Here is a 24,407-nt window from a genome sequence, read left to right on the forward strand (position 1 = left end):
AACTATTGGGTTGCACGCTCGGCGATACGCGACATCAACCGGTCCTGCACGAACGGCGGCAACATACCGGTGACGTCTCCCCCGAACGTGGCCACCTCCTTGACCAACGAGCTCGACAGAAAACTGTGCGCCGGATTCGCAGGGAGGAACACCGTGTCCACTCCGGTCAGCGTCCGGTTCATCTGCGCCATCTGCAACTCGTAATCGAAGTCGACAGCACTCCGAAGACCCTTCACGATCGCCGAAAAGCCCTCTTGCCGTGCGTAATCGACCAGCAGGCCATACCACGAACCGACCCGAACGTTAGGCAGATGCTCGGTCGCGACCTCGAGCATCTCGATCCGCTCCTCGACGCTGAACATGCCCTTCTTGCTCTTGTTCACCATCACCGTCACCACCACCTCGTCGAAGGCGGCCGCCGCGCGCTCGAAGATATCCAGGTGACCGATGGTCACCGGGTCGAAGGATCCAGGACACAGTGCGCCAGTCATGCCCGCGAACCTATCAGCTCAGACAGCTCATTCCGCAGGCTCCACTCCTGACCCAACCCGGTCATTCCGCAGGCTCCACTCCTGACCACTTCGGTCATTCCGCAGGCTCCACTCCTGACCACTTCGGTCATTCCGCAGGCTCCACTCCTGACCACTTCGGTCATTCCGCTGGCTCCACTCCTGACCGGATTGCGATCTCGATTCGGCTCTCGCCGTACTTCTTGGACTTCTCCGGCACGAGCCCAGTCGGCCATACGGTCTCCGGCGAACGCGACGACCGTTCGAGCACGACCACCGCGTCGACCGAGAGCCATCCCCCGCTCACGAGCCGCTCGAGGAGGCCGGCCATGGCGGTATCCGTGACGGCGTACGGCGGATCTGCCAACACCAGGTCGTAGGACGCGTCGGCGGTGCCGGCCAGGACCGAGGCCACCGGCGCGCATTTGACCGAAGCTCCGGTCAGGCCGACCGATTCGATGTTCTTGCGCACTACCGCGGCCGCCCGTGCGTCGGATTCGACCAGCACCGCCGACGCGGCCCCACGTGAGAGTGCTTCGAGTCCGAGCGCACCCGACCCTGCGAACAGATCCAACACCGCGGCCCCGTCGAGCTCCATCCGACTTTCGAGCGCACTGAACAGTGCCTCTCTAACCCGCTCCGACGTGGGCCGGGTGCCTTGGCCGGGGACCGCCAATCGACGACCCCCGGCAACGCCCGCGACGATCCGGGTCATTCGCTCCCGGCCTCTTCGCCCGTCGACCCCCCACCGATGACGACGAGCAGATCGCCGCCCTCCACCTGCTGAACGCCCGAGATCGCCAGACGGGTGACCGAGCCGCCCCGCGGTGCCGTGATCGCTGCCTCCATCTTCATCGCTTCGATCGTGGCAATGGTGTCGCCGGCCGAAATCTTCTGGCCCTCCTCGACTGCCAGCGTGACCACCCCGGCGAACGGAGCCGGAATGTGTCCGGAGTTGGAGCGGTCTGCCTTCTCGACCGTGGGTGCTTCGCTCGCGATGGACCGGTCGCGCACCGACACCGGACGTAGCTGCCCGTTCAGGATGCACATGACGGTGCGCATACCGCGTTCGTCCGGGTCGGAGATCGCTTCGAGACCGATGAGCAGTTCGACGCCCTTCTCGAGCGTGACTCGATGCTCCTCGCCCTGACGCAGACCGTAGAAGAACTGGTTGGCCGACAGTCGGGTCGTGTCGCCGTACTTCTCTCGATGAGCTTCGAGTTCCGCTGTGGGGCCGGGGAAGAGCAACCGATTCAGAGTGGTACGGCGTTGTGCCGACGTCCCGTCGAGGTTCTTCTCGTCCTCGTCGGTCAGCGGCGTCACCGGCTTGCCCGCACCACGGCCTTCGAGCGCCTTGGTGCGCAGCGGCTCGGGCCAGCCGCCGGCGGGTGTTCCGAGATCGCCGCGTAGGAACCCGACAACGGAATCGGGAATGTCGTACCGGCTGGGGTCCTCGGCGAATTCCTCGGCGGACGCATTCGCACCCACGAGCGCAAGAGCCAGATCGCCGACGACCTTCGAGCTCGGCGTCACCTTGGTCAATCGACCCAACATGCGGTCGGCCGCAGCGTAATTGGCTTCGACCGTCTCGAAGCGATCTCCGAGACCGAGCGAAATGGCCTGTTGGCGTAGGTTCGACAGCTGGCCGCCCGGAATCTCGTGGGTGTACACGCGACCGGTCGGTGCAGGTAGCCCGGACTCGAAGGGCGCGTACACCTTTCGCACGGCCTCCCAGTACGGCTCGAGATCGCAGACGGCCTGCAGATCCAGCCCGGTGTCGCGCTCGGTGTGCGCAGCCGCGGCGACGATCGCCGACAGCGCGGGCTGACTGGTGGTTCCTGCCATCGCAGCACAGGCACCGTCGACCGCGTCGGCTCCGGCTTCCCAGGCCGCAAGGTAGGTAGCGAGCTGTCCGCCGGGAGTGTCGTGGGTGTGCACGTGCACCGGCAGGTCGAAGTTGGACCGCAACGCCGTCACCAGCGTCTTGGCCGCGGGGGCACGCAACAGACCCGCCATGTCCTTGATGGCCAGCACGTGCGCGCCGGCATCGACGATCTGCTCGGCCAACTTCAGGTAGTAGTCGAGCGTGTACAGGTTCTCGTTCGGATTCGACAGGTCGCCGGTGTAACTCAGTGCCACTTCTGCGATGGCCGTACCGGTTTCGCGCACTGCATCGATCGCCGGACGCATCTGATCGACGTTGTTGAGCGCATCGAAGATACGGAAGATGTCGATTCCGGTGTCGGTGGCCTCGGCGACGAAGCTACGGGTGACCTTCTCCGGGTACGGGGTGTATCCGACGGTGTTCCTGCCGCGCAGCAACATCTGAATCGCGATGTTGGGCACGGCTTCTCGCAGGCTCGCCAACCGCTCCCACGGATCCTCGTGCAGGAAGCGCAACGCCACGTCGTACGTCGCCCCTCCCCAGGCCTCGATCGAGAGCAACTGCGGCGTCGTTCGCGCCACGTACGGCGCTACGCCGAGCAGACCACTGGTGCGCACACGCGTTGCCAACAACGACTGATGGGCATCACGGAACGTGGTGTCGGTGACACCGAGCGCCTTCTGATTGCGCAGATCGCGGGCGAACCCCTCCGGCCCGAGCGCCAGCAGCCGTTGCCGGGAGCCGTCGGGAATGGGAGCCGAGAAGTCGACCTCGGGCAGCTTGTCGTGCGGGTACACCGGCGAGGGACGTTCCCCGTGCGGCTTGTTGACCGTCACGTCGGCCAGGTAGGTCAGAATTTTGGTGCCACGGTCACCCGAGGAACGCGACGTCAGCAGTTCCGGACGTTCCTCGATGAAGGAGGTGGTGACGCGTCCTGCGGTGAAATCGGGGTCGACCAGAACCGCCTGCAGGAACGGGATGTTCGTCGCGACACCGCGAATTCTGAACTCCGCCACCGCACGTCGGGCACGCGCCACGGCAGTGTCGAAATCACGGCCGCGACAGGTGAGCTTGACGAGCATCGAGTCGAAGTAGGCACCGACCTCGGCACCCAACGTCGTGCCACCGTCGAGGCGCACGCCGGCACCGCCCGGGGTGCGGTAGGCAGTGATGCGGCCGACGTCGGGCCGGAATCCGTTGGCGGGATCCTCGGTGGTGATGCGGCATTGCAACGCTGCACCGCGCAACACGATGTTCTCCTGCTGCAATCCCAGGTCCGCCAACGTCTCACCGGAGGCGATACGCAGCTGCGACTGCACCAGGTCTACATCGGTCACTTCTTCGGTGACTGTGTGCTCCACCTGAATTCGCGGATTCATCTCGATGAAGACGTGATTGCCGCGGGTATCGAGAAGGAACTCGACGGTACCGGCGCAGGAATAGCCGATCTGCTTGGCGAACGCCACGGCGTCCGCGCAGATCTTCTCGCGTAGTTCCTGAGGTAGGTTGGGTGCCGGTGCCAACTCGATCACCTTTTGGTGTCGACGCTGCACACTGCAATCGCGCTCGAAGAGATGGACGACGTTTCCTTGGCCGTCGGCAAGAATCTGTACCTCGATATGACGGGGGTCGATCACTGCCTGCTCGAGGAACACGGTCGCATCGCCGAACGCCGACTCCGCTTCGCGCGCAGCAGCTTCGATGGACTCGCGTAGCTGCTCGGGCTCGGCCACGCGGCGCATTCCGCGACCACCGCCACCTGCCACGGCCTTGACGAACAGCGGGAATGTCATGGACTCCGATGCCGCGACCAATTCGTCGATATCGGACGACGGTTCCGACGACGCCAACACCGGTAGTCCCGCGGCCTTCGCAGCGGCGATCGCACGCGCCTTGTTACCGGTCAGCTCGAGGACATCGGCGGAGGGCCCGACGAACGTGATGCCCGCCTCCACACACGCGGCGGCGAGATCCGGGTTCTCGGAAAGGAATCCGTAGCCGGGGTACACAGCATCGGCACCGCTGCGCTTGGCGGCGGCGACGATCTCGTCTACCGAGAGATACGCCCGAACGGGATGGCCCTTCTCCCCGATCTGATAAGCCTCGTCGGCCTTCGTTCGGTGCACCGAGTTTCGATCCTCGAACGGGAACACCGCCACCGTCGAGGCACCGAGTTCGTAGGACGCACGGAAGGCGCGGATAGCGATCTCGCCGCGGTTGGCAACCAAAACTTTGGAGAACATTGGCTCAACTTACCCGGCAGACACAGCCCCGGAGGCGTACTGATCCCACGATGCGGGAACTTTTGTTCAATTTCGGCTACTGAAACGGTGCAGTGCGGACTGCGACGGGGTCAGGACTTGTCGAGGTAGTCGATTCTGTCGGATCGCCACGCCGAACGCATCATCGACGCGATGCCGGGATTGTCGGCCAGAGACGGGTCCCACGCGAACAACGACCGGGCACAATCCTGGGCGTCGGAAATGATGTCCTCGTCGTCGATGAACGAGAGCAACCGAAGTCCGGTCACCGTGCCCGACTGCGCGGCTCCCAACACGTCACCTTCTCGGCGGGTCGCCAGGTCCAGTTTGGCGAGCTCGAACCCGTCGTTGGTGGCGGCCACAGCCTCGAGCCGAGCGAACGACCCACCTCCCGGACTGAGCCAGCTGATCATGATGCACAGCCCCTGATGGCCGCCGCGGCCGATTCGGCCGCGCAACTGGTGGAGCTGGCTGACGCCGAAGCGGTCGGCATCCATGATCACCATGACCGTGGCATTGGGTACATCCACGCCCACCTCGACCACCGTCGTGCAGACGAGCACGTCGATCTCACCCGCGTTGAATTCCGACATGGTGATGTCCTTGTCGTCACCGGACAGTCGACCGTGCAGCAGCCCCACACGCAGATCGGCCATCGGCCCGGCGGAGAGCGTCTCGTAGAGATCCACGGCAGCCGTCGTCTCCGGCCCGTCCTCCACTTTCGGCGCAGCCTTCTTCGCCGCTCCGCTCTTCTTGCCCGTGTCCGCATCATCGCCGTCACCGATACGAGAACAGACCACGTAGGCCTGTCGGCCGGCCGCGACCTCCTCGTGAATCCGTTGCCAGGCTCGATCCACCCATCCCGGTTTGGATCTGGCCGGGACGACGTTGCTGACGATCGGCGACCTGCCGCGCGGAAGCTCCGTCAGTACCGACGTCTCCAGGTCCCCCAGTGTCGACATCGCGATCGTGCGCGGAATCGGTGTCGCCGTCATCACGAGGAGATGCGGGCTGGTGTTTCCACGAGCCTTCGCGCGCAAGGCATCTCGCTGCTCCACACCGAATCTGTGCTGCTCGTCCACGACGACCATCGCGAGGTCGAGAAACTCGACCCGATCCTCGATGAGAGCGTGGGTGCCGATGACGATCCCGGCATCACCTGTCACGGCATCGAGCAGGGCCGATCGCTTTGCCGCAGTGGACATCGACCCCGTCAGCAGAGCCACCTTGGTGGCCAGCTCGTGCGATCCCAGCTCGCCACCGGCGGCCAGCGTGCCGAGCATCGATCGAATCGATCGCGCATGTTGGGAGGCAAGCACTTCCGTCGGTGCCAACAGTGCGCACTGGTGTCCGGCGTCGATCACCTGCAGCATGGCACGCAACGCGACAATGGTCTTACCCGAGCCGACCTCGCCCTGCAACAGACGCGACATCGGATGCGGACCCGACAGGTCGTTGGCGATCTCCGCAGCAACCTGGTGCTGACCGACCGTCAACTCGAACGGCAGCCGGCGATCGAACTCCGCCGCGATGCCGTCGGTGATCGGTGGGCACCGCGCGGCTACCCGGTCGGACGCGTCGCGTCGTCGGTCCGCGAGTACCAATTGAACAGCCAATGCCTCATCGAACTTCAATCGTTCCCGGGCGGCGTCCTTGTCCGCCGCAGTATCGGGAAAGTGGACCGAACGCAGCGCGGCGTCGATGTCGATGAGGCCACGCTCGCGGCGCACCGACTCCGGGAGCGGATCGACCACGTCGTCCAGCTGGTCGAGTACCTGCCGGACGCAACGCATGAATGTCCAGCTCTCGACATCTTTCGCCGCGGGATAGATAGGGACGAAGGCGCGGTCGAACACCGACATGTCGACGGCTCCGGACGAATCGACCGAGCCACGCGCCAGGCCGGCCAGCGTGCCACCGCCGACGATGCGACCCGCGGGGACGATGGCCCCGTCGTTGTCGTCGCCCCCGAGGATCACGTAACTGGGGTGGGTGAGATTCCACCGCCGACCGAAATACTTGACCTTGCCCGAGAACATGCCCCGCCGCCCGGGCACGACCACGTGTTTGAGCTTGTGCGGGCTGAAGAACGTGGCTTCGATCCGCTGCCCGTCGGCCGCAAGGGTGACGGCAAGGAATTGACCGTTGCGGTTCTTCATCGAACGCAGGGTGGCCGATTCCACGGTGGCGACGATGGTGATGTGTTCCCCCTCGGGGGGTTCCTTCTCGCCGAGCTCGGAACCGTGCGTCATGTAGCGATGCGGGTAGTGCCGCAGCAGGTCTTCTACGGTATGGATGCCGAACACCTCGGCCAGCGGTGCCGCAGCCGCCGCTCCGAGGACATCGTCGAGCCGATCCACCAGCGTTGCCATAGTTCCGAGATTCCCTATTCCACTCCGAATTGCACGAGATCCCCGGGCTGCCCGCCCGGGTAGACCACCACGTCGACGCCGGGATGCGCACCCGCCACATAGTCGGCGAGCCGACCTCCGAGATCCGCAGGAGCCAGCGCCCCGAGCAAGACCGTCACCATCTCACCGCCGGTGGCCAACAGCTGGTCCAGCAGTCTGCATCCGGCATCGAGCGGATGCTCGGCAACGATCACCACTTCCTGCCCGGCCAGACCGAGACAGTCACCCGGCTCGCACATGCCGACCCAGGTCAGCGAGCGTTGCTCGGCGATGCGCAACGAACCCCACCTCGTCCCCGCTGCAGCATCGGACATCGCGAACGCATCGTCGACGGCTGCTCTGGCCGCGTCGTGCACTGCAAGCGCAGCCAACCCCTGCACCATCGCCGAGCACGGCAACATCGACACGTCCTTACCGTCGGCCCTGGCCGCAGCACCGACGGCAACGAGCTCCTGAGCGGACAGCGCCCCGTTCGGCAGCACCAGAACCTCGCGGTGCTTCATGCCCACGATGGCGCGATGCAACACCGACGAATCGATGGGCTCGTCGCATCGCACCACCGTCGCACCTTCCTGTACGTAGAGAGCCGCGGCACCGTCACCGGCGACCAGGGCCAAAATATCGCGACCCACCGACATAGCCTCGGGCTCGTGCTCACCGACGTTCGCGTCGACGGAGTACTCGGCCAGTCCGAAACACGAGATGCGTACTCCTCGAATGCTTCCCGCCGCGATCCCGCACTCGACGGCACCGCCCGGGTCGGTGGTGTGCACATGAGCGGAGTACGCCCCGGAGCCGTCTCCGGCAACCACGACCGAATCGCCGAGGTCCGACAGCGCTGCACGCAGCGCTGCCGCGCGGGTGTCGTCGATGCCGGGTACGACGTAGAGAACCTCGTAGCCGAGCGGCCGGGACTGCGAGCGGGTCGCTGCCCCGTCGGAGGCTCCGGGTGCGTTCGAAACACCGACTTCGATCACCCGTTCGTGGTCCTGAGGACGGCGATAGCGTCGCCTCGGCGGGGTGCGGCCGGTCACGACTTCGACCAACGCGTCGAAAATCACAGACAACCCCAGCGCCCCCGCATCCACGACGCCCGCCTCTCGCAACGGTGCGAGTTGGTCCGTCGTGCGATCGAGAGCGCGAGCGGTGGCCTCCGCGATATCGACCACCAGCGTGGCCAGATCGACGTTCGCGTCGTGGGCAGCGGCCTCGTGAGCAGCGGCTTCGAGCACCGTGAGCATGGTGCCCTCGGCGGGGACACTGACCGCGCCCGCCACCAGAACTCGTGCACGCCGCAACATCGCCTGGATCGACACGGTGTCCAGCGGACCGTCGGCTGCGGCCTCACCCACGGCGCGCAGGAGTTGCGAGACGATGACCCCGGAATTTCCTCGCGCGCCCGATACGGCTCCCACCGCCAGAGCCCGTCCGATCGCACCCGCGCCTGCGGCCGGCCCGGCACTGCGCATGGACTCGACCGCAGCGCGGAACGTGAACATCAGGTTGGTGCCGGTATCGGAGTCCGGAATCGGGAAGACGTTCAGTGCGTCGATCTCGTCGCACCGAGCAGTGAGGGAATCCACACAGCGATAGGCCCACCGGCGCAGGCCCGAGGCATCGATGGATTCGAGTACGTCGACCACCTCGAGCGCCTCCCCTGCGTTCCGTCCGTACCTGCGCCCGGGCCCGACGATGTCGGCCGCGGACAGTGCCCGAAGCTTAGTCGGGCAGAATCGTCAGCGCGGCGCGCGTGAGCCGGTACACCTCGTCTGCGGTGGCGGTTTGGTGATTGGGTGGGACGCCGCTATTCTTGCAGGGTTGCCTCGAGGCGATCTTCACGCATTGCAATCCTTGCATCTGCTCGTAGTTCGTTTCGATGTCTTCGACCACATGTAACGCTCAACATCTAACAAGGAGTTCGCGACTATGGCTGCCGTCTGCGACGTATGCGCCAAGGGGCCCGGCTTCGGTAAGTCGGTCTCGCACTCGCACCGACGGACCAACCGTCGTTGGAACCCGAACATTCAGACCGTTCACGCTCAGGTTGCGCCTGGCAACTCCAAGCGCATGAACGTGTGCACCTCCTGCTTGAAGGCAGGCAAGGTGGTTCGGGGCTGATTTCGGCCCCGCTCTTCGATTTCCTCCACGGCCTCGACCGCGTGCGAGAACTGTGCCCCGCATCCACTCGGATGCGGGGCACAGTTGTCTGTCGATGTTCCTGCACATTCGGGCAAACAGTTGGACGTCCGATAGAGTGCCGAACGTGACTCATTCGGACAGCGAAAGCTCGAGCAAGGTCAGCATCGAAGACGGAGTGCTGCACATCGTCGTCGCCACCGAGGCGGGCGGTTCCTCTCTCGACCTGGACGGCATCACCTCGGGAACGCTGGCACTGCACGAGGTGAACACCGGTGCCACATCTGTAGGAAGCGTCCTGCTCATCGGCCGCGGGCCGAACTTCTGCGCCGGCGGCAATGTGCGCGATTTCGCCGGTGCCGACGATCGCGGTGCCTTCGTCGGGTCCGTCGCAGATACGTTCCATGCGTTCGTTCGTGAACTCGCCGCCGTCACCGTCCCCATCGTCGCCGGTGTACACGGCTGGGCGGCCGGTGCAGGCATGAGCCTGGTCTGCCTCACCGACATCGCGATCGGTGGCCCGTCCACCAAGCTTCGACCGGCCTACCCCGCCATCGGATTCACGCCGGACGGTGGCATGTCCTGGACCCTGCCCCGCATCGTCGGATCCGGCCACGCAATGGACATCCTGTTGAACGATTCGATTCTCAACGGTGAGGATGCGGTGCGCCTCGGAATCCTCAGCCGCCTCGTGGGCGACGACTTCGTCGACAGCGAGGCCGAACGACTGGCCCGAACCCTCGCCGTCGGCCCCACCTCGGCGTATCAAGGAATCAAGAAGCTGCTCGCGGCGTCCGACACCGCTACTCTGGCAGAGCAATTGGATGCCGAGGCCGCCTCGATCTCGGCGGCCGCAGTCTCACCTGCAGGAGTGGAAGGCGTCGACGCATTCGTCGAGAAGCGTCGCCCCGATTTTTCCTGAGCCGGTCACGGCAACGTCCAGTCGATCGGTTCGTCTCCGCCCTCGACCAACAATTCGTTGGCGCGACTGAAGGGCTTGGATCCGAAGAATCCCCGTGATGCGGACAGCGGTGACGGATGGGCCGACTCGATGTACGGCACCGAACCCAGCATGGGTTTGAGCGTCGCCGCGTCACGGCCCCAGAGAATCGCCACCAGGCCAGGAGCCCGGGGATCCTCGGCTCTGTCAACAAGAGCACGAATTGCCTGCTCCGTCACCGCTTCCCAGCCCTTCTTGCGGTGCGACGCCGCTGCGGACGGTTCGACCGTGAGCACTCGGTTGAGCAGCATCACACCCTGCTCCGCCCACGGCGTGAGATCACCGTTGCTGGGCGTCGGCAGACCGAGATCGTCCGAATATTCCTTGAAGATGTTGGCCAGACTGCGCGGAACGGGACGCACGTCGGGGGCGACCGAAAAGCTCAGCCCCACTGCATGACCCGGGGTCGGGTACGGGTCCTGGCCGACGATCAGCACCCGAACCCGGTCGAACGGGTACCGAAAAGCACGCAGAACGTTCTCGCCGGCAGGGAGGTAGTGCTTTCCGGCGGCGAGCTCGGCTCGCAGAAAGTCGCCCATCGCAGCAACATTCGTCTCGACCGGAGCCAAGGCACGGGCCCAACCCGGATCTACGCTCTCGGCGAGCGGGCGGGCCGTCACCGGTCGATCCGGCGCAGCGCGTCGCGGTAGTACGCGGCGTTCGCGGAGTACATCTGCACGTTGATGTCGACGTGCCCCTCCGGGACCTCGAAGCCTTCACGGATTTTCGCGGGAACACCGAGCGCCATGCTGCGTTCGGGAACGACGAACTTGAACGGCACCACCGCACCCGCACCCACGATGGAACCGGCCCCGATCCTCGAGCCGTTGAGCACCACGGAACCCGATGCAATGAGGCAGTTGTCGCCGATGGTCGCACCCTCGACATGCGCGTTGTGACCGAGAACGCAACCGGCACCGATCACGGTCGCGTCGATGGGGGTGCAGTGGATGACGGTCCCGTCCTGGATGTTGGTGCCCGCACCGACGGAGATCGTGCCGTAATCGGCTCGGAGCACGGCCGTCGGCCACACCGACGACCCCGCCGCCAAGGTCACCGCTCCGATGACGACTGCATCGGGATGGACATAGGCGTCCGGGTGAATATCGGGTTCGCGGTCGCCGAGCGCGTAGATCGCCATCCTTGCAACTTAGCCGACTCCATCGACCCGGTCGGAGCTCACTCTCGGTCGAAGCTCGACCAACCGGATCTGCCCACGCGGTGGTGCCCGGCGACAGTGACGCCACCGTCGGTTGCATTCGACGCCGGCTCGACGCGGCCGATCACGATCCAGCCCGTCGGAACGGTAGCGAGGCCGGGGAACGTGCCGACGAGAGCATGATCCTCGCCGCCGGTGAGTACCCACTCGAGGGGGTTTACCCCCAACAGCTCTGCAGCCGAACGGACTTCGTCGGCGATCGGAAGACGCTCGGGTTCCAGAACCATCGATACCCCGGATGCGTCGGCGATATGACCCAGGTCGGCCGACAACCCGTCGGACACATCGGTCAGTGATGTCGCGCCTGCTTCGGCGGCCTCGATACCGGCACGGTACGGCGGGGCGGGCACGCGGTGTGCATCGAGAACCGCGTCGTGCCCGGAGCGATCGCCGCCCGCGAGAAACAGAGCGAGTCCGGCCGCGGACCACCCGAGCCGCCCCGCGAACGCGATCACATCACCGACCTGCGCACCCGATCGCAGTACGGGAGCCCTGCCCTGTAGGTCACCGAGCGCAGTGATCGAGATCACCAGCTGATCCGATTGCACCACATCACCGCCGACGATCGCCGAACCCGCAGCCGACGCCTCGCGCCACATGCCCTCGTTCAGACCGTCCGTCACGCTCACCGGTGTGTCCGCCGGGCAGCCGAGAGCAACCAGGAATGCCGAGCACTGCCCACCCATCGCGGCGATGTCTGCCCCGTTCTGCGCGATCGCCTTCCGGCCGATCTCCACCGGAGTCGACCAATCGAGCCGAAAGTGCCTGCCGTGCACCAACATATCTGTCGTGGCGGCCACCCTGCCGTCGGATGCACTGACGACGGCAGCGTCGTCGCCGGGGCCGACGATGGTCGACGTCGGTTGCACTCGATCGGCGACGACCCGGGCGATGACGTCGAACTCGCCGATCTGGGCCACCGTCGGTTCGGCGGCGGTGGTCCCCGAAGGGCCGGTGTCGTCGATGATGTTCCTCCCTCAGAGCGCAATTCGGACGTCGGTCTCCCGCGAAACCGGCACCGCGCCTGCGGTACCTTTAGCGGTGCCCGGGCCCGGTCCGGCGCAGCCGGTTTCGTGCTGTGAGTACGCAACCGACTCAACGTACAGTCGACTCAACTTACAGTCGATCGTCCCAGCAAGGAAAGGGACCACCGATGGTGCAAGCCTTCGTTCTCGTTCAGACCGAAGTCGGCCGTGCCACGACCGTTGCGCGGCAGATCGAGTCGGTCGACGGCGTCGTATCCGCAGAGGCTGTGGTCGGACCCTACGACGTCATCGTCAGGGCCGACGGCGCATCCGACACCGAGATCGCGGACATCGTCTCCCGAATTCAGAAGGTCGACGCCATCACGCGTACCCTCACCTGTCCCGTCGCCCCACAGTCGACCTCGGCGGTTCGGTAGCGCATGAACTCTGCCGACCACGACCACGACAAAGACAACGGCGACGACGCCGGCACCCGGTCCGAGAATGCAGCAGCGGCCGACGAGAAGCGCCACCCTGCGGTCATAGCCACCGCGATCGCCCTGCCGGTCGCGTTGGTGGTGGGAGTTCTCGTGGCCGCGATAGCGGTGAACAGCTCCCCCGCCCACGATCCGGTAGCGCTGGGACCGGTCGACGCACCCGACGCCGCGAGCGCACAGTGCTCGACCCTCCTCGATGCGCTGCCCGACGAGCTGGGCGACTACAGCCGCGCCGACCTGGCCGACCCGGCACCTGTCGGAGTCCGAGCCTGGGTATCGGCCGAGGAGAACGCCGAGCCGGTCGTGCTTCGCTGCGGGCTGCCTCGCCCTGTCGGATTCGACGTGGCCGCACCACTTCAGGTGATCGACGGCGTCCAGTGGTTCGAGGTGTCCGGCGAGAACGACGGCATCGACGCCAGCACATGGTTCGTCGTCGATCGCGGCACGTATATCGCTCTCACCATTCCCGGCGGCTCCGGCCCGACACCTCTGCAGGATGCCTCGTCGGCAGTGTCGGCAGCACTACCCCAGCAGCCCCTCGACCCAGCACCGTTGCAGTAGAGCCGGGTCAGCGCAGGCCGGTACCGCGTGCGAGAGCGGTGTCGATCAGGGTGCTGATCAGGGTCGAGTAGTCGATTCCGCTCTCGGCCCACATCTTGGGGTACATCGAGATCGACGTGAATCCGGGCATCGTGTTGATCTCGTTGATCACCGGGCCTTCCTCGGTGACGAAGAAGTCGACCCGCGCCAGTCCTTGGCAGTCCAGTGCGCGGAAGGCCGAGACTGCGAGTTCGCGAATACGATCGCTGATGTCGTCGTCGAGTGCGGCAGGAATGTCGAATTCGCTGACATCGTCGAGATACTTGGTGTCGAAGTCGTAGAAGGCGTGATCGTCACTGTCCGCGTCGGGGAGCCGGATCTCGGCGATCGCGCTGGCGCGCACGCTGCCGTCGGGGAATTCGAGCACGCCGCATTCGACCTCGCGGCCGTGGATCATTCCTTCGACGATCACCTTGGGGTCGTGCTCTCGGGCAACGCCGATCGCCGACTGCAGGTGATCCCACGAGGTGATGCGCGAGATTCCGATCGACGATCCGCCTCGCGCGGGCTTGACGAAGGCAGGGAGACCGATGTGGTCGCGTTCGGCTTCGGTCAGGTCATCGGTGCCGCGTCGCAGCACGACCTGCCTGCCGATCGGTAGTCCGTCGGCTCCCAGAAGCTTCTTGGTGAACTCCTTGTCCATGCCTGCGGCACTGGCCAACACTCCGGGACCCACATACGGGACACCGGCGAGTTCGAGCATTCCCTGCAGGGTGCCGTCCTCGCCGTACGGCCCATGCAGCACCGGAAACACGACGTCGACCGCAGCCAGGACCTGTCCGGCGTCGCCCTCACCGAGAGCGATCAGCGCGCCCGCGCGTCCCGGATCGGTGCTCAGCGCGAGTGCGGCACCGGACTTGTCCACCGTCGGAAGTACTCGATCACGAATCGTCAGCGCATCCGGATCACTGGAGCCGAGCACCCAGGCACCGTCGGGGGTGATCCCCACCGGGACCACCTCGTAGGTATCGGGGTCCAGATTCGCGAGCACGCTACCCGCCGAGACACAGGACACCGCGTGCTCACTGCTGCGGCCACCGAAGACGACGGCAACTTTGATTCGGGGAGTACTCACGGTGACAAACCGTACCGCCGTCTCCCCGCGAACGCGGATTCGCCCTGTTCGTGCACACGTCGAGAACGTGACCTCACTCGGGCTTGATTCGACGCCCCAGCAGGTGGCCCACCGCGTCCGGAACCGACATTCCCCCGTGACACACACGGTGCACGGCATCGGTCAACGGCATCTCGACGTCGTAGCTCTCGGCGAGCGCGCGCACCGACGTACAGGACTTCACGCCCTCGGCCACCTGCCCGTGCGCTGCTTCCTGCGCGCTCTCGAGGGAGCCGCCCGAACCGAGCCGCTCACCGAACGTACGGTTGCGCGAGAGCGGCGACGAGCAGGTGGCGACCAGATCTCCCACGCCGGCGAGCCCGGACAGCGTCGACGGTGTGGCCCCGAGCGCGACACCGAGCCGGATGATCTCGGCCAGGCCTCGGGTCATGATCGACGCGAGGGTGTTCTCGCCGTAGCCGACTCCGCTGGCCATTCCACAGGCGAGGGCGATGACGTTCTTGCACGCGCCACCGATCTCGGCACCGATGACGTCGGAGTTGGTGTACGGCCTGAAATATCCTGTGGCGCAAGCTTTTTGAATCTCAAGCGCTCGTTGCGAGTCGGAACACGCGATGACGGTCGCGGCCGGCTGCCCCTCGGCGATCGGGCGCGCCAGATTCGGCCCGGACAGGCAGGCCACCCGGCTGGGATCGGCCCCGGTCACCTGTGAAATCACCTGGCTCATGCGCATGAGCGTTCCGGTCTCTATGCCCTTGGCCAGAGACAGCAGTGTCGCGTGCGGTGCGATCGCATCCGTCCACTCCCCCAGGTTCGCGCGCAGACTCTGCGACGGCACCGCGAGCACCACGATGTCCGCACCGTCGAGGGCCATCGCCGGATCGCTCGTGGCGCGGATCGACGACGGCAGTTCGATTCCGGGGAGGTAGTCCGCGTTCTCGTGCCGTTCGCTGATCGAGGCAGCGAGTTCCTCTCGGCGCGCCCACATGGTGACATCGGTTCCGGCATCGGCCAACACTTTGGCGAATGCGGTACCCCACGACCCGGACCCCAGTACCGCTGCTCTGCTCATGCCGCCAACCTCTCACCTACTCGCCGATGCCCTGCCTACGCGCGCATCACCCTAACGCGCAGACCTGCCCGGGCGGTCGGAGTCGGCAGACATCGGTGACGCTGGCAGGATCGAACACCATGGGCGCAATTCGAAGCAGCGACGACGACCGCGAGGGTCGGCCGTCCGATGCGCTGCGCCGCGCGGTCGGAGTCGTCATCGCGGTCAAGGACCTGACAGCGGCGAAGTCCCGTCTGGCGTCCGAGTTCTCCGGGGCCGACCGGACCCGATTGGTGCTCGCCATGTTCGTCGACACGGTCACCGCGGCCGGTTCGGTGTCGGTGGTCGATTCGGTCACCGTCGTCACACCCGATCCGGTCGTCGCCGACACCGCGCGACAAATCGGTGCCCGGGTGCTGGACGAACCGTCGGCTTCCGGCGCTCGAGATCCCGAAGCCCGTCTCAATGCCGCATTCTCCGCTGCTGCGGCCGCACTGCGAGTCGATCACGCACCACGCGATCGCCACGGGAACCCCGGCGCGACCCCGGCCGATCGGGTCGACATCGTTGCGCTGCAAGCGGATCTGCCTGCGCTGCGTCCCGCCGAACTCGCGCAGGCGTATGCGACGGCAGTCTCCGGCGGCAGGTCGGTCGTGGTCGACCATCACGGCACCGGAACCGCAGCGCTGATCCTGAAGAATTCTGCCGACGAGCTCGCGCCGCTGTTCGGATCGGATTCCGCACGCCGCCACACCTTGTCGGGAGCGCGACCACTGGACGGCACGTGGCCGGGACTTCGACTCGACGTCGACACCGTCGACGACGTACGTCGGGCTCATCGACTCGGGGTCGGGCCGGAGACGACAGCCGTACTTCGCTCACTCGGTTGGAGCGACGAGGAATCCGCAACCACCGCGTGATTCGGTGGACGTGCGAACAAGTTCGGTCATCGGAGTTTCACCGACGGCGGGTATGGGGGATGATCGTGCTGTGAGCACAGACGACGCGCAGCCAGCGACCGAAGATCCGGCGATCGAGACCGCGGAGAGCAACGGTGCGGACAGCAACGGTGCGGAGCCGGTGTGGAGTGCCCCGGTGACCGCAACGATGCCGAGCATTCCCTCCGCCCTTCCTGCCGCCACTCCGGAATCGGTGGATGCCGCCATGGTGCTTCCCGAAAATCGGTACCTGAACCGGGAATTGAGCTGGCTGGATTTCAACTCCCGTGTTCTCGCGCTCGCAGAGGACTCGTCCCTGCCGCTACTCGAGCGTGCCAAGTTCCTGGCCATCTACGCGTCCAATCTGGACGAGTTCTACATGGTTCGTGTCGCAGGGCTCAAACGCCGCGACGAGACCGGACTGTCGGTTCGATCGGCCGATGGCATGACCCCGCGCGAGCAGCTCGCGGTCATCGGGCAGCGCACTCAGGAGCTCGCTCTCAAACACGCCCGAGTACTGCTCGATTCGATCCTGCCCGAGCTCACGGCCGAGGGCATCGCAATCATCCGGTGGTCCGATCTCGACAGCGACGAGCGTGCGCGTCTGTCCGACTATTTCACCGAACAGGTCTTCCCGGTCCTCACCCCACTGGCCGTCGACCCGGCGCACCCCTTCCCGTACATCAGCGGCCTGAGCCTGAATCTCGCTGTGACGGTGAAGGATTACTCCACAACCGGCGAGCACTTCGCCCGTGTGAAGGTACCCGACAACGTCGACCGATTCGTGCGCGTCAAGCGCGGTGAGGGGAGCCATCGCATCGACGCCTTCCTGTCGATGGAGGAATTGATCTCGGCGCACCTCGACGTGTTGTTCCCCGGCATGGAGGTGGTCGAGAGCCACGCGTTCCGCATTACTCGCAACGCCGATTTCGAGGTCGAAGAGGACCGCGACGAGGATCTCCTGCAGGCACTCGAACGAGAGCTGGCGCGTAGGCGTTTCGGTTCTCCCGTCCGCCTCGAGATCGCCGACGATATGACCGAGCACATGCTCGAACTGTTGCTACGTGAACTCGACGTCGATCCGGGCGACGTCATTCAGGTTCCCGGTCTGCTCGATCTGTCGTGCCTGTGGCAGGTCTACAGCGTCGACCGCCCCAATCTCAAGGACGCTCCCTTCGTCCCGGCAACACATCCGGCGTTCGGTGAGCGCGAAACCCCGAAGAGCGTGTTCTCGACGCTTCGCGACGGCGACGTTCTGGTGCATCACCCGTACGACTCGTTCTCCACCAGCGTGCAGCGCTTCATCGAACAAGCTGCGGCCGATCCACAGGTCCTCGCGATCAAGCAAACTCTGTACCGCACCTCGGGTGACTCGCCGATCGTCAACGCACTCGTCGACGCGGCCGGGGCCGGCAAGCAGGTGGTTGCACTCGTCGAGATCAAGGCACGATTCGACGAGCAGGCGAACATCGAGTGGGCACGCAAGCTCGAAAAGGCTGGGGTGCACGTGGTCTACGGCCTCGTCGGGTTGAAGACTCACTGCAAGACCTGCCTCGTCGTCCGCCGAGAAGGATCGGTGATCCGCCGGTACTGCCATATCGGCACGGGCAACTACAACCCGAAGACGGCGCGTATCTACGAGGACGTCGGGTTGCTCACGTCGTCGCCCGAAATCGGTGCGGACCTCACCGACCTGTTCAACTCGCTCACCGGATACTCGCGAAAGTCCAAGTACCGCAATCTCCTCGTGGCCCCGTACGGCGTGCGACGCGGCATCGTCGAGCGCATCGAAGCGGAAGTCGAGCACCTCAAGGCGGGCCGCGCAGCCGGAATTCGCCTCAAGGCCAACGCTCTTGTCGACGAGCAGGTGATCGACGCTCTGTACCGCGCATCGGTCGCCGGGGTCTCCGTCAAGGTGGTCGTACGCGGGATCTGCGCGCTCAAGCCGGGCGTACCGGGCCTGTCGGAGAACATCGAAGTTCGGTCCATTCTCGGCAGGTTCCTCGAACACTCACGGGTTCTGCATTTCCAGGGTGCCGACGAATTCTGGATCGGCAGCGCCGACATGATGCACCGGAACCTCGACCGGCGAGTGGAAGTAATGGCCCAGGTCAAGGATCCGAAGCTGACCAAGCAACTCGGTGACATCTTCGACTCGGCTCTCGACCCCACCACCCGCTGCTGGGAACTGGGGCCGGACGGTGGCTGGGTCGCGTCGCCTGCGCAAGGCGAAAGTGTCCGAGAACACCAGGTGGAATTGATGCGCAGCCGGAGGAATCAGGCGTCCTGATGGGCACTTCCGATGGCTCCCCCCGCGCCAACATCTTCGCGGCCGGATCGATTCTGTGGCGACGATCGCCGGAGAACGACTCGGTGGTGGAAGTAGCTCTGGTACACAGGCCGAAGTACGACGACTGGTCTTTTCCCAAGGGAAAGCTCGATCCCGGGGAGACAGCGGTCGACGCGGCTGTCCGAGAAGTCAAGGAGGAGACGGGCTTCGACTCGACTCTCGGACGGTCGCTGTCCTACGTCACCTACCCGATTCCCGGCCACCGTCGCATGAAGAAGGTGCTCTACTGGGCTGCCGAGGCAACCGGCGGAGAATTCGTCCCGAACGACGAAGTGGACGAACTCCGCTGGATCGCACCCGACAAGATCGGCGGCGAACTCTCGTATCCCATGGACCACAAGATTCTTCGACGATTCGTCGCCAAGCCGGCCGCTACGTCCACCGTGCTGCTGGTCCGGCACGGCAGTGCCGGCTCGCGGTCGCGATACAAGGGCAACGACGCCGATCGCCCCCTCGACAAGACCGGTAGACGTCAGGCCGAGGCACTCGTCTCACTGCTGGGCGCGTTCGGCGGTGACTCGGTGTATGCGGCCGACCGCGTCCGGTGCGAACAGACGGTCGCGCCGTTTGCCGAATCACTGGGCGTGCAGGTCGAACCGGAGCATCTGCTGTCCGAGGAGGGGTACGCCGAGGACCCCCGAAAGGGCCGCCACCGGGCTCGCGACATAGCCGAGTCCATGAACACACCGGTGATCTGCAGCCAAGGCAAGGTGATCCCCGATCTCATGCGATGGTGGGCCGACAAGGACGGCATCACGTTGCCTGCCAACAGAAATCGAAAAGGGAGCGTGTGGGTGCTCTCGCGCCACGACGGTCGGCTCGTCGCGGCCGACCACATCGCCAGCCCGCTACCGAACCTGGTCGCCGACGACTGAGTCGCATCCGAGGATCCTCGGATCACGAACACGGCAGAAGGCCCCGACCAAAATTTCGGTCGGGGCCTTCTGTGGAGTGCGAGAACGGCCCGGTCCTGGATGACCGGTGCCGGTCGAGCGCTACTTCTTTGCAGCGCGCTTCGCGGGTGCCTTCTTGGCCGGTGCCTTCTTGGCGGGGGCCTTCTTGGCGACGGTCTTCTTGGCCGCTGTCTTGGCCGGAGCCTTCTTGGCAGGGGCCGTAGTGGTTGCGGCCTTGCGTGCGGTCGTCTTGGCCGGAGCCTTCTTGGCAGCAGCCGTCGTGGTCTTGCGTGCGGTTGTCTTTGCGGGAGCTGCCTTCTTGGCGGCGGTCTTTGCGGGAGCTGCCTTCTTGGCGGCAGTCTTCGCCGGAGCCGCCTTCTTGGCTGCCGCGGTGGTGGCCTTGCGGGCGGTCGTCTTCACCGCTGCCTTCTTGGCGGCCGTCTTCTTCGCTGCCGCAGTCTTCTTGGCCGGAGCTGCTGCCGAACCGCGCTTGACGGCAGGTCCGGTTGCGGGCAGCTTCTGTCCACCGGCGATGACGGCCTTGAACTGCGCGCCCGGACGGAATGCCGGTACGTTGGTCGGCTTGACGCGAACGGTCTCACCGGTGCGGGGGTTACGGGCGACACGCGCCGCGCGACGACGCTGCTCGAACACGCCGAAGCCCGTGATCGTGACACTTTCGCCGCGGTGGACCGCGCGCACGATGGTGTCGACGATGTTCTCGACAGCCTCTGTGGCGCTCCGCCTGTCAGACCCCAACTTCTCGGTCAGGGCGTCAATCAGCTCTGCCTTGTTCATGGATTTCCTCCGCTATATTGTGGCCCATCGTCGGACCGACTACTACAACGGTAAACCCCAAGTCGTCAAGAGTCTATGCGCCACGCCAATTTTCATTTCGGTGTCGCGGAATGCTTCACGGCCGCAAAGCGTGTCGGACCCCCCGTCCGTCAGCTTTTCGAAGGCTCCTCGATCCTTGCCGGAAGGGTGAGGGGTTTGTATGAAGGCCTTGACTTTTCGTACTCCGCAATGGCCTCTACCTGGCGTAATGTCAGTCCGATGTCGTCCAGACCCTCCAGCAGACGCCACCGCGTGTAGTCGTCAATCGCGAAGCGCACCACCAAGGTTCCAGCCGTGACCGTCTTGTCGACGAGGTCCACGACGAGCTCCAGACCGGGCTGTTCTTCTAAGGCTTTCCACAGCAATTCGACGTCCGATTGCTCGACCTCGGCCGCCACCAAGCCGGCCTTGCCCATGTTTCCGCGGAAGATATCGGCGAATCTGGATGCGATGACGACCCTGAAACCGAAGTCCGACAGCGCCCAGACAGCGTGCTCGCGTGACGATCCCGTGCCGAAGTCCGGCCCGGCCACGAGAACCGATCCGCGGTCGTAAGGCGCGAGGTTCAAGATGAAGTTCGGATCGGATCGCCAACCGGCGAACAATCCGTCCTCGAATCCGGTGCGAGTCACGCGCTTGAGATAGACCGCCGGAATGATCTGGTCGGTGTCGACATTGGACCGCCGGAGCGGAACGCCGATGCCTTTGTGTCGAGTGAAAGCTTCCATCGAAATTTCTCCTGTGAGTTCGATCGATCCGGTCGGAGGGCTCGCTGCTACGCGAGATCCGCCGGAGAGGACAGGGTTCCGCGAACTGCAGTGGCCGCCGCAACCAGAGGCGACACGAGGTGAGTGCGACCACCCTTGCCCTGACGCCCCTCGAAATTGCGGTTGGACGTGGATGCCGAACGCTCTCCCGAGGTGAGCTGATCGGGGTTCATTCCCAGACACATCGAGCAGCCGGCCTGCCGCCACTCGGCCCCTGCTGCGGTGAAGATCTCACCGAGTCCCTCCTCTTCGGCCTGCGCGCGCACCCGCATCGACCCGGGTACCACCAGCATTCGCACGCCGTCTGCGACGCGGCGGCCCTCGAGGACGGACGCCACCGCACGCAGATCCTCGATGCGGCCGTTGGTGCAGGAGCCGACGAACACGGTGTCGACGGAGATCTCGCGGATCGGTGTACCGGCTTCGAGACCCATGTACTGCAAGGCCTTCTGGGCCGATACGCGCTCGCCTTCGTCGAGCATTGCCTCGGGATCGGGCACGGCATCCCCCAACGGAGCACCTTGACCCGGGTTCGTTCCCCAGGTGACGAACGGCGTCAGAGTGCTCGCATCGATGTGTACCTCGTTGTCGAACACCGCATCCGGGTCGGTTGCCAGTTCGTTCCAGGCGGCCACCGCCGCATCCCACTCCGCCCCCTGGGGCGCATGCGGCCGTCCCTTCAGGTATTCGTACGTGATCTCGTCGGGTGCGATCATGCCCGCGCGCGCCCCGGCCTCGATCGACATGTTGCAGATGGTCATTCGGGCTTCCATCGACAACTTGCGGATGGCCTCACCGCGATATTCGAGCACGTATCCCTGACCGCCGCCGGTGCCGATCTTGGCGATCACCGCGAGAATCAGATCCTTGCTCGTCACACCGGGAGCCAGTTCTCCGTCGACGGTGATGGCCATGGTCTTGAACGGTCGCAGAGACAGAGTCTGGGTGGCCATCACATGCTCGACCTCGCTGGTGCCGATTCCCATTGCGATCGAACCGAATGCACCGTGCGTCGAGGTGTGGCTGTCTCCGCACACGATGGTCATACCCGGCTGGGTCAGACCGAGCTGCGGGCCGATGATGTGGACGATGCCCTGATCGAGATCTCCCATCGGGTACAACCGAACTCCGAATTCCTCGCAGTTGCGGCGAAGAGTATCGACCTGGGTGCGTGAGACGAGATCTGCGATCGGCGCGAAGATGTCGGCCGTCGGGACGTTGTGGTCCTCCGTTGCGATCGTCAGGTCCGGGCGACGAAGCTCGCGGCCGGCCAAACGCAGACCGTCGAATGCCTGGGGGCTGGTGACCTCGTGTACGAGGTGCAGATCGATGTAGATCAGATCCGGCTCACGTGCACCGCCTTCTCCCCCACCGGGGACGACCACATGTTGGTCCCACACCTTCTCCGCCAGCGTCTTCGGCGCTTGTGGTACGGACGCATCGGATTTCGTCGTTTCGGACATCGCTGTCGCAGACCTCGTCTTCCCTGTCGTCGCGCCGGCGGACGGGCTGGTCCACCTCGCGTGATCGTCTCGACATCGTCCCCCGCGGCACGCTGGACTTCTCACGGTTGGGCAATCTCAGCATTCGGGAGGCTAATATCGTTCTATGAGACAGCATAGCCTGAGCGGCGCCGTCGACAAATCGAGCGGTATCGGTGTCCTCGACAAGGCCATGGCCGTGTTGCATGCAGTGGCCGAGACACCCTGCACTCTCAACGACCTGTGTGCCCGCACAGCGCTCCCCCGCGCCACTGCGCATCGGCTCGCGGTCGGACTCGAAACCCACCGCCTCCTCGTGCGCGATTCCGACGGATTGTGGCGCACCGGTCCGGGGCTGGGGGAATTGGCGGCGAGCGCGTCGGATGCGCTACTCGACGCCGCAGCATCGGTACTGCCTCGGCTTCGCGAAATCACCGGAGAGAGCGTGCAGATCTACCGCCGCGAGGGGACCGTTCGCGTCTGTGTCGCATCCATGGAGCCCCCGACCGGTCTCCGAGATACCGTGCTCGTCGGGGCCCGGCTACCCATGACAGCCGGCTCCGGTGCCAAAGTTCTTCTGGCATGGGCAGATTCGCAGACTCAACGCACAGTGCTGCCGGACGCCGAATTCGGCGAACGGGTGCTGCTGGAGATCCGCAGGCGAGGGTGGGCGCAGAGCGCGGGTGAACGTGAGCCGGGGGTCGCGAGCGTCTCGGCTCCCGTTCGCGACAGCAACGACACTGTCGTGGCGGCGATCTCGGTGTCCGGCCCGATCGACCGCATCGGACGCAAGCCGGGCGCACGCTGGGCGGCAGACCTGCTCGCCGCCGCCGACGCGCTGCACAAGCGCCTCTGACCGCCGAACCGAGGCCGATCGCGCGGCACTCACCAAAAACCGGCTGAAGAGGCCGCAGAAGTGGAGTACGTTCGTCTCGAACGGCCCACCCGGCCGGTCGCCGACTGCAAGGAGTGCCCCATGTCAGAATCCGGCAGCGAAGAGTTGAAGAAGAAGTTCCGCGAGGTTCTCGAACAGAAGAACAGCAAGTCGCACAATTCCGTCGACCACAAGGACGGTGGCCCCAAGGTGAACAATGCCCACGGTCCGGCCGATCACCAGAAGATGTTCCGCCGCAAGAGCGTCTGACGCGAAGCGACACCACCGCACGACAGCAACGACGGTCACACCGAAACGACAGCACCCCCTCGATCCGGAGATCGAGGGGGTGCTGTCTTCGTAGCCCCGACGGGATTCGAACCCGCGCTACCGCCTTGAGAGGGCGGCGTCCTAGGCCGCTAGACGACGGGGCCAGGAACTTCACCTGCATTGTTGACGCTGTATCGAACACGTGATGCTGAGGTAGCTTAACTGCCTCGGCATCGGCGGCAAAATCGCCGCTCACCTGCTCGCTGGGGTACCAGGACTCGAACCTAGAATGGCGGTACCAGAAACCGCTGTGTTGCCAATTACACCATACCCCAATGGACTTGAATCGCAGTACGCATCCGATCGATGTGCACTGCGTTTCGAGCCG

At 65.1% G+C, this 24,407-nt stretch carries 22 protein-coding genes and 2 tRNA genes; 9 read left to right on the forward strand and 15 right to left on the reverse strand.

All coding sequences use genetic code 11. The annotated features are described in order from the left end of the window. Positions 1-2: 2 nt before the first annotated feature. The 5 genes from coaD to AB0P23_RS04025 all read right to left on the reverse strand — a co-directional run bounded on the left by coaD (position 3) and on the right by AB0P23_RS04025 (position 8,709). Entirely contained in the window at positions 3-491 is a 489-nt protein-coding gene (coaD, locus tag AB0P23_RS04005; RefSeq protein WP_032370780.1) for a pantetheine-phosphate adenylyltransferase, read from the reverse strand. 160 nt (positions 492-651) lie between these two features. Continuing rightward, positions 652-1,224, reverse strand: coding sequence for a 16S rRNA (guanine(966)-N(2))-methyltransferase RsmD (gene rsmD / locus AB0P23_RS04010; protein ID WP_287451559.1), 573 nt, complete (start codon positions 1,222-1,224; stop codon positions 652-654). Then, positions 1,221-4,637: a pyruvate carboxylase gene (locus tag AB0P23_RS04015; protein ID WP_032383422.1), complete on the reverse strand. Its 3,417-nt coding sequence runs from the start codon at positions 4,635-4,637 to the stop codon at positions 1,221-1,223. The genes rsmD and AB0P23_RS04015 overlap by 4 nt, the downstream gene beginning before the upstream one ends. 110 nt (positions 4,638-4,747) lie before the next feature. Further along, positions 4,748-7,027, reverse strand: coding sequence for an ATP-dependent DNA helicase RecG (gene recG / locus AB0P23_RS04020; RefSeq protein ID WP_287451561.1), 2,280 nt, complete (start codon positions 7,025-7,027; stop codon positions 4,748-4,750). 14 nt (positions 7,028-7,041) lie between these two features. After that, positions 7,042-8,709 carry a DAK2 domain-containing protein gene (locus tag AB0P23_RS04025; protein ID WP_032366388.1) on the reverse strand — a complete coding sequence of 556 codons (1,668 nt, stop codon included), beginning with the start codon at positions 8,707-8,709 and terminating at the stop codon, positions 7,042-7,044. A 283-nt stretch (positions 8,710-8,992) separates the two neighbouring features. Between AB0P23_RS04025 and rpmB the strand changes: the two genes are divergently transcribed. Both rpmB and AB0P23_RS04035 read left to right on the forward strand, forming a co-directional pair. Next, positions 8,993-9,184 carry a 50S ribosomal protein L28 gene (gene rpmB / locus AB0P23_RS04030; RefSeq protein WP_008717389.1) on the forward strand — a complete coding sequence of 64 codons (192 nt, stop codon included), beginning with the start codon at positions 8,993-8,995 and terminating at the stop codon, positions 9,182-9,184. 145 nt (positions 9,185-9,329) lie between these two features. After that, complete coding sequence (locus AB0P23_RS04035; protein WP_363796847.1) at positions 9,330-10,124, forward strand: enoyl-CoA hydratase-related protein; 795 nt, start codon at positions 9,330-9,332, stop codon at positions 10,122-10,124. Between the two features lie 5 nt (positions 10,125-10,129). Here AB0P23_RS04035 and AB0P23_RS04040 read toward each other — a convergent pair whose 3' ends face one another. The 3 genes from AB0P23_RS04040 to AB0P23_RS04050 are packed head-to-tail and all read right to left on the reverse strand — an operon-like array spanning position 10,130 to position 12,389. Then, positions 10,130-10,822 (reverse strand): uracil-DNA glycosylase, encoded by a 693-nt coding sequence (locus AB0P23_RS04040; protein ID WP_045841868.1) that lies wholly within the window; start codon positions 10,820-10,822, stop codon positions 10,130-10,132. Continuing rightward, a complete protein-coding gene (locus AB0P23_RS04045; RefSeq protein WP_032366386.1) occupies positions 10,819-11,343 on the reverse strand; it encodes a gamma carbonic anhydrase family protein in 525 nt (174 codons plus the stop codon). The genes AB0P23_RS04040 and AB0P23_RS04045 overlap by 4 nt, the downstream gene beginning before the upstream one ends. A gap of 38 nt (positions 11,344-11,381) precedes the next feature. Next, positions 11,382-12,389 carry a thiamine-phosphate kinase gene (locus AB0P23_RS04050; RefSeq protein ID WP_363796883.1) on the reverse strand — a complete coding sequence of 336 codons (1,008 nt, stop codon included), beginning with the start codon at positions 12,387-12,389 and terminating at the stop codon, positions 11,382-11,384. 185 nt (positions 12,390-12,574) lie between these two features. Between AB0P23_RS04050 and AB0P23_RS04055 the strand changes: the two genes are divergently transcribed. Both AB0P23_RS04055 and AB0P23_RS04060 read left to right on the forward strand, forming a co-directional pair. Next, positions 12,575-12,823, forward strand: a complete 249-nt coding sequence (locus AB0P23_RS04055) for an Lrp/AsnC ligand binding domain-containing protein (protein WP_032370776.1) — start codon at positions 12,575-12,577, stop codon at positions 12,821-12,823. 3 nt (positions 12,824-12,826) lie between these two features. Further along, the gene (locus AB0P23_RS04060) at positions 12,827-13,444 is read left to right on the forward strand and encodes a DUF3515 domain-containing protein (RefSeq protein WP_363796850.1); all 618 of its coding nucleotides are present in this window, start codon (positions 12,827-12,829) and stop codon (positions 13,442-13,444) included. A gap of 7 nt (positions 13,445-13,451) precedes the next feature. Here the strand turns inward: AB0P23_RS04060 and AB0P23_RS04065 are convergent, their stop codons facing one another. Both AB0P23_RS04065 and AB0P23_RS04070 read right to left on the reverse strand, forming a co-directional pair. Then, positions 13,452-14,558, reverse strand: a complete 1,107-nt coding sequence (locus AB0P23_RS04065) for a D-alanine--D-alanine ligase family protein (RefSeq protein ID WP_032391547.1) — start codon at positions 14,556-14,558, stop codon at positions 13,452-13,454. A 73-nt stretch (positions 14,559-14,631) separates the two neighbouring features. Then, on the reverse strand, positions 14,632-15,630 hold the full coding sequence (locus tag AB0P23_RS04070; protein ID WP_032366381.1) for an NAD(P)H-dependent glycerol-3-phosphate dehydrogenase: 999 nt from the start codon (positions 15,628-15,630) through the stop codon (positions 14,632-14,634). Between the two features lie 101 nt (positions 15,631-15,731). Between AB0P23_RS04070 and cofC the strand changes: the two genes are divergently transcribed. The 3 genes from cofC (at position 15,732) to AB0P23_RS04085 (ending at position 19,772) form a co-directional block, all read left to right on the forward strand. Further along, the gene (gene cofC / locus AB0P23_RS04075) at positions 15,732-16,529 is read left to right on the forward strand and encodes a 2-phospho-L-lactate guanylyltransferase (RefSeq protein WP_363796885.1); all 798 of its coding nucleotides are present in this window, start codon (positions 15,732-15,734) and stop codon (positions 16,527-16,529) included. Positions 16,530-16,716: 187 nt separating this feature from the next. Continuing rightward, positions 16,717-18,837, forward strand: a complete 2,121-nt coding sequence (locus tag AB0P23_RS04080; protein WP_230593477.1) for an RNA degradosome polyphosphate kinase — start codon at positions 16,717-16,719, stop codon at positions 18,835-18,837. Next, a complete protein-coding gene (locus AB0P23_RS04085; protein ID WP_032400551.1) occupies positions 18,837-19,772 on the forward strand; it encodes an NUDIX hydrolase in 936 nt (311 codons plus the stop codon). The genes AB0P23_RS04080 and AB0P23_RS04085 overlap by 1 nt, the downstream gene beginning before the upstream one ends. A gap of 120 nt (positions 19,773-19,892) precedes the next feature. On the opposite strand, the gene AB0P23_RS04090 is transcribed toward AB0P23_RS04085, so the two are convergent. The 3 genes from AB0P23_RS04090 to leuC all read right to left on the reverse strand — a co-directional run bounded on the left by AB0P23_RS04090 (position 19,893) and on the right by leuC (position 22,857). Continuing rightward, on the reverse strand, positions 19,893-20,588 hold the full coding sequence (locus AB0P23_RS04090; RefSeq protein ID WP_027496655.1) for an HU family DNA-binding protein: 696 nt from the start codon (positions 20,586-20,588) through the stop codon (positions 19,893-19,895). A 149-nt stretch (positions 20,589-20,737) separates the two neighbouring features. Further along, positions 20,738-21,355 carry a 3-isopropylmalate dehydratase small subunit gene (gene leuD / locus AB0P23_RS04095; protein WP_363796853.1) on the reverse strand — a complete coding sequence of 206 codons (618 nt, stop codon included), beginning with the start codon at positions 21,353-21,355 and terminating at the stop codon, positions 20,738-20,740. 47 nt (positions 21,356-21,402) lie between these two features. After that, positions 21,403-22,857: a 3-isopropylmalate dehydratase large subunit gene (leuC, locus tag AB0P23_RS04100; protein WP_052061547.1), complete on the reverse strand. Its 1,455-nt coding sequence runs from the start codon at positions 22,855-22,857 to the stop codon at positions 21,403-21,405. 145 nt (positions 22,858-23,002) lie between these two features. Here leuC and AB0P23_RS04105 point away from each other — a divergent pair, with 145 nt between their 5' ends. Next, the gene (locus AB0P23_RS04105; protein WP_032366378.1) at positions 23,003-23,731 is read left to right on the forward strand and encodes an IclR family transcriptional regulator; all 729 of its coding nucleotides are present in this window, start codon (positions 23,003-23,005) and stop codon (positions 23,729-23,731) included. A gap of 120 nt (positions 23,732-23,851) precedes the next feature. Next, positions 23,852-24,019 (forward strand): DUF5302 domain-containing protein, encoded by a 168-nt coding sequence (locus tag AB0P23_RS04110; RefSeq protein WP_158514274.1) that lies wholly within the window; start codon positions 23,852-23,854, stop codon positions 24,017-24,019. A gap of 91 nt (positions 24,020-24,110) precedes the next feature. On the opposite strand, the gene AB0P23_RS04115 is transcribed toward AB0P23_RS04110, so the two are convergent. Next, positions 24,111-24,183: transfer RNA gene (locus tag AB0P23_RS04115), tRNA-Glu, on the reverse strand. Positions 24,184-24,282: 99 nt separating this feature from the next. After that, a tRNA-Gln gene (locus AB0P23_RS04120) sits at positions 24,283-24,354 on the reverse strand. Between the last annotated feature and the right edge of the window lie 53 nt (positions 24,355-24,407).

This window comes from Rhodococcus sp. NPDC077669 (assembly GCF_040686915.1).
Taxonomy (GTDB): domain Bacteria; phylum Actinomycetota; class Actinomycetes; order Mycobacteriales; family Mycobacteriaceae; genus Rhodococcoides; species Rhodococcoides fascians.

Excerpts from the sequence above, each read along its gene's own strand:
- coaD (WP_032370780.1), bottom strand. The coding sequence starts at position 491 with ATGACTGGCGCACTGTGTCCTGGATCCTTCGACCCGGTGACCATCGGT.
- rsmD (WP_287451559.1), bottom strand. The coding sequence starts at position 1,224 with ATGACCCGGATCGTCGCGGGCGTTGCCGGGGGTCGTCGATTGGCGGTC.
- AB0P23_RS04015 (WP_032383422.1), bottom strand. The coding sequence starts at position 4,637 with ATGTTCTCCAAAGTTTTGGTTGCCAACCGCGGCGAGATCGCTATCCGC.
- recG (WP_287451561.1), bottom strand. The coding sequence starts at position 7,027 with ATGGCAACGCTGGTGGATCGGCTCGACGATGTCCTCGGAGCGGCGGCT.
- rpmB (WP_008717389.1), top strand. The coding sequence starts at position 8,993 with ATGGCTGCCGTCTGCGACGTATGCGCCAAGGGGCCCGGCTTCGGTAAG.
- AB0P23_RS04045 (WP_032366386.1), bottom strand. The coding sequence starts at position 11,343 with ATGGCGATCTACGCGCTCGGCGACCGCGAACCCGATATTCACCCGGAC.
- AB0P23_RS04055 (WP_032370776.1), top strand. The coding sequence starts at position 12,575 with ATGGTGCAAGCCTTCGTTCTCGTTCAGACCGAAGTCGGCCGTGCCACG.
- AB0P23_RS04060 (WP_363796850.1), top strand. The coding sequence starts at position 12,827 with ATGAACTCTGCCGACCACGACCACGACAAAGACAACGGCGACGACGCC.
- AB0P23_RS04070 (WP_032366381.1), bottom strand. The coding sequence starts at position 15,630 with ATGAGCAGAGCAGCGGTACTGGGGTCCGGGTCGTGGGGTACCGCATTC.
- AB0P23_RS04080 (WP_230593477.1), top strand. The coding sequence starts at position 16,717 with ATGCCGAGCATTCCCTCCGCCCTTCCTGCCGCCACTCCGGAATCGGTG.
- AB0P23_RS04085 (WP_032400551.1), top strand. The coding sequence starts at position 18,837 with ATGGGCACTTCCGATGGCTCCCCCCGCGCCAACATCTTCGCGGCCGGA.
- AB0P23_RS04090 (WP_027496655.1), bottom strand. The coding sequence starts at position 20,588 with ATGAACAAGGCAGAGCTGATTGACGCCCTGACCGAGAAGTTGGGGTCT.
- leuD (WP_363796853.1), bottom strand. The coding sequence starts at position 21,355 with ATGGAAGCTTTCACTCGACACAAAGGCATCGGCGTTCCGCTCCGGCGG.
- leuC (WP_052061547.1), bottom strand. The coding sequence starts at position 22,857 with ATGTCCGAAACGACGAAATCCGATGCGTCCGTACCACAAGCGCCGAAG.
- AB0P23_RS04105 (WP_032366378.1), top strand. The coding sequence starts at position 23,003 with ATGAGACAGCATAGCCTGAGCGGCGCCGTCGACAAATCGAGCGGTATC.
- AB0P23_RS04110 (WP_158514274.1), top strand. The coding sequence starts at position 23,852 with ATGTCAGAATCCGGCAGCGAAGAGTTGAAGAAGAAGTTCCGCGAGGTT.